This window comes from Listeria valentina (assembly GCF_011800755.1).
GTDB lineage: Bacteria > Bacillota > Bacilli > Lactobacillales > Listeriaceae > Listeria > Listeria valentina.
Window position 1 is genome coordinate 1 of sequence record NZ_JAATJW010000105.1, and the last position, 4,321, is coordinate 4,321.

Consider the following 4,321-nt stretch of genomic DNA (forward strand, 5'->3'; position numbering starts at 1 on the left):
ATGAAAAGGAGGCTCTTTATTTTGAAAATTTTTAAGTATTTACTCTTTTTGTGTCTACTTTATTGACATCTATCCAATCAACGTTCCCTAGCACTTTCAGCGCCCCATTCGGATAAACATCCAGCCAGTCATGAAGCCCAATATATTTATTCACTGCAACTAAGCCACATATTCCATGATACGTATTAACTCCTTTTTCAATAAGCACTAATTCCTTTGTCACCAAATCCTGACAAACATCGTGAAACTTAATGACTTTTCCACTTGAATCCAGTACCTCTGTTGCTTTATTCATTTAGTTTGCCTCCTCATCAAGCATTTTTGAAAGTTCAATTTTTGAATGCTTTCCATCATTATCTTTTATTTTTTGGAAAATTACGTAGGAATAAGGACATTAATAGAAAATATTCTACTAACACACAAAAAATAAGTTTATTATGATTGTTAAGGTCAAAATTCCATATAGCCACCGGTATTAATACGATAGACAAATACACCATCCCTATAAACAAAACATCTAAAAATTTAAGTAATTTATTCAATCGAATGTTCTCCCTTCCTTTCAAACTTTCTTTACCGACTCTTTTATTTTGAAAACGAGAATAAGGCCTGTAGAATCCTGGTTATTTTGCACGTAATACCGGCTTACTTGAGAACTCCGTTCTAAAAGGATATACCAGCCTTTAACAGAAAGATGTGCCAGTTTAGGTTCCTTTTCTACTAACTGTTGAATGCTGGTTTGATCAATAATGGACTTTCCTTTTAATAACCGATGATGCTCCAGACCTTCAATCAGCTTCGCCACCAATTCTTCATTTTTCTTACTGCTCCTTACTTGAATCTCTTGTTTCCAGCTTTTTCGTTTCACAACGGGTTCCTGCATATGCATAGCTCTAATCCTCCTTCTCCATTTAATAGCAAAAGAAAAAGCAGCCACCCCTATGAGATGCCTGCTTGATTGCTGATCCTACATTTTTCATTTCACTGATCCGTGTATAGAATTGTAATCTTAGAATGTAAATTGGAAGTCCCTATAAACTTCTTTGGCTCGTCTGCTTTCCAAGAAACGGAAATTGTTTTTCCACTGGAAACAGTCGTTAACACACCCTGATCGGTTACATCCTTTTTTCCTACCAAAATTTTAGCTTGAATAAGCTTCATCTTTTGTTGGCCCACCGTCTTTTGTTCATCCATAAACTTTTCTTCCACTTGTAGCTGTTCCAATTTTGTTACCTGATTCAAGGGATAATAATAAATATAGGTTCCTTGTTGACTATCTTTTGGTATTTTAGCCTTTTTAGTTTCGTTTACATCTTTGATTTTTTTCTTCATCGTTCCTTGAGTTTCAAGAATATCGTCAATTTTTCCATCAAGAAAAAATAGCCAGCCATAACTTAAACCAATAAGTACTAGACAAAGCACTCCCCACTTTCTAAAGCAAGCTCTTTTCTCCTCCATTTTCAATTAGTCTCCCTTCTTAGCCTGAGTGGGTCTTCCTGGTATGAAAAAGTTGGTGGTCATTCTTTTCGAAATTCTTTGCCACTGATTGGCTCTTAGTCGCTCCACATCCGTCACATCTGCGACACTTCTAATAGGAAACGGAGATTTTTTTTCCATTTCTACCCAATAGATGCGCTGATTCACAGCTAACAAATAGGGAACCGGATCCACAACATCATGATAAAGTTGTAATTCGTTCATCTTAACTTGAAAATAACGGGCTAATCTTTTTTTCTTTTGGTAACGATGAATCCAGTTTCGACCGATATTCAAACTCACACCTAGTGCAAGCCAGGCCAATCCAAATAAAGCTACGAAATACCAAAAATACAAGGAATGGATATAAGTCCCTAACATATTTTTTCCTCCTTTTTTGTCCGAAACGATCTCTATTCTACAAAGTGTTTCAAAAGGTTTCATTCTTTTATGGTCTATGTACAGCAACGTTAAGGCTGGAGTTGCTCACCCTATGAAAGATGCTGGCTCCCTATTCAAGATCATCGCCTGCCTTTCAACGCTTCCGTTTCTGGCTTATTCGACATGTTTTTACGGAAAACCTGGAAACTCCGTTCACCTATCAAAAAAGGGAAACCTTTGATGGACAAACCCCCATTTTTCAGGATAAACCGAGATAAAAACGCGACATGGACACGTTCTTTTTGTTTTAAGACCGACTGTATGACTACGACAATGCGTCTTATACGCCTTCCGTTGGAAGGAAATGAGCGCGTACAGCCACACTCTCATCGTATGGTACGGGATCTATACCTGATCCACTTATGAAAAAGGGACCGCATTCTTCTGACAAAAGAACTATTTCCCTTTTTATTTTTCAAAGAACACACCTTTTGTCCTTTCTCTTTTTCTCCTGGAATCGGTCTGGTTTTTCATTGAATACCCAAACTTCCTCACAGACCGAAGTAGCAACAGCTTAAAGAGCTGTTGGTTTTCCCTTGATCAGCTGCTCGTTATCACAAGAAAGGAAAAATGGAGTCTAGCTTTGTGCAAATGAAAGTCTTTTAGCGTTCCTTTGAACACAGGATCCTTTCTACACTTTGCACAATAGAGATCGTTTATGAATTACATTTAGATTTTTTTATAGTAGATGGGATGGAAGGCTTGTTTACTGTATTTATACAGCATCTCTCCTTCGCTATTTCGAATGTGCTGCGTCACAGCAAGCACTTCTCGAAACGTTTTCACGTTCATCGTAACCGGATCCACTAACAAATCGTTATACAGGTGAATGTACTCTCGCCGATCTTTCGTAAAAAAGATACAACCCCGTTGTTCCATTTCGAGAGAAGAGACTGTTTTCCGATAATCGATCAGTCTTTTCCACTTTTTAGGATTCCGTTTTTTCCGTGGAACATGTGGAAAAAGAATCCTTTTAGGTGGATCTTCAGGTCGTTTATCAGCTTGCTGTTGTAGGAATGCCAATTGATCTTGATGTGCTAATTGGGCTCGGATTCTCGCTCCAATCTCAGCCACGTGTCCAGCACGATGTTTTTTTAGTTCATATAGCTGATCCTGCATATAGTGGATACGCCCCTGATAATCCCGTTTTCTTGCTTCATCCTCTGTATCCTGTTGGCAATACTTAATCGCTCGAATGTTGGCTTCTGTCTCTTCGATCAAATGCTCCTGAGTAAGTGCTTGAAGCGTTTGTTGGAGTAACTGTTTCGTATAGTCATCTTGCAGTAGCTTCAAACATTGTTTGACCTGTTCCTGGTCTTCCTGTAATTGTTTCACTCGATTTTGACTCTTTTCTTCGGTTAGCATCATTTTCCCATCCTCCTTTTCTCTATGGAGAATCCAATGAAACGAAAAAAGCGCCCTCCACCGAAGTGGAGGGCGCTCATCATTTTCCATTTATTCTTTTTAGCAACCAGGATACAGAAAAACAGACGGAAACAGAAAAAAAATTTCTGTTTCTTTTCTCCCCAACATGTACACGTGTACATAAAGAAAAGGACGTACGTTCTCTATAGCCATTTGTTGCCAAAAATGATACAATGGCAAATGGTGAGGCGCCAACACTGCGGGTTTTACGTGTTGGTGAGGAAGGGGTTACCTTCCCAGCACAAAGTATTCTTTCTTGGCGGTCAGAATACTTTGTGTGCTTCGCCTATTTTAAAATATTCGTTTCACTGAATTCGTTTTGAGTGTACCCTAATGTGAATTGTTTGTCAAATCTTCTAAAGAAACTCAAAATGCTTTATATACTCATCCAAAATGTCCATGTCCCGTTGGAACAATGCTAATTAACTCCGTGATAAACTCCATCAGATTTACCTCCTTCAAGTTATTTAAAACATGTTTTATGTAGGAACTAATATATATCTATGTTCCTACACTTATTAAATCACAACCTTTACAACTAGTCAAACTAACCTTCACAGGATAGTTTTTCATCATTCCATAGTTCACACATTTAAAAAATGCATAATACTCGCTTTTAAGTATATCCTGTTGAGGATAGTTTTTATATTTTCAAAAAATCCATAAAAATTGGACGGTGAGCCTATGAAAAATTCACAAAACTGTCACAATTTATGTGACTATAAATATTTTGGCAGAACAATAAAACATATTCGCAAATTGAAGGGAATGCAACAAAGCGAGGTTTGTGGTGACACGATTCCATTGAGCACATATAGAAAAATAGAATATGATCTTTTAAAGCCTGATACAGAAGTATTTTTAATTATCCTTTCTAACTTAAATACCACTATTTCTGAATTTATTTATATTCACGAAAAAAATTTCAGAGTCACGAAGGATAAGCTTCTACGTGAATACAAAGATCTAACTCATTCTC

General features: G+C 37.3%; 6 protein-coding genes. 1 reads left to right on the plus strand and 5 read right to left on the minus strand.

Going from position 1 to position 4,321, the window contains the following annotated elements; translation table 11 throughout:
* Positions 1–31 precede the first annotated feature (31 nt).
* The 5 genes from HCK02_RS13345 to HCK02_RS13365 form a co-directional block, all read right to left on the minus strand.
* Positions 32–295, minus strand: coding sequence for a hypothetical protein (locus tag HCK02_RS13345; RefSeq protein WP_167630591.1), 264 nt, complete (start codon positions 293–295; stop codon positions 32–34).
* A 267-nt stretch (positions 296–562) separates the two neighbouring features.
* A complete protein-coding gene (locus HCK02_RS13350) occupies positions 563–889 on the minus strand; it encodes a hypothetical protein (RefSeq protein ID WP_167630592.1) in 327 nt (108 codons plus the stop codon).
* Between the two features lie 92 nt (positions 890–981).
* Positions 982–1,464, minus strand: coding sequence for a hypothetical protein (locus HCK02_RS13355; RefSeq protein WP_167630593.1), 483 nt, complete (start codon positions 1,462–1,464; stop codon positions 982–984).
* The gene (locus HCK02_RS13360; protein ID WP_167630594.1) at positions 1,465–1,857 is read right to left on the minus strand and encodes a hypothetical protein; all 393 of its coding nucleotides are present in this window, start codon (positions 1,855–1,857) and stop codon (positions 1,465–1,467) included.
* A 729-nt stretch (positions 1,858–2,586) separates the two neighbouring features.
* Positions 2,587–3,285: a hypothetical protein gene (locus tag HCK02_RS13365; RefSeq protein ID WP_167630595.1), complete on the minus strand. Its 699-nt coding sequence runs from the start codon at positions 3,283–3,285 to the stop codon at positions 2,587–2,589.
* 741 nt (positions 3,286–4,026) lie between these two features.
* On the opposite strand from HCK02_RS13365, the gene HCK02_RS13370 reads away from it, so the two are divergent.
* Positions 4,027–4,321: helix-turn-helix domain-containing protein (locus tag HCK02_RS13370; protein ID WP_167630596.1), on the plus strand; the 295-nt coding region annotated here is incomplete at its 3' end.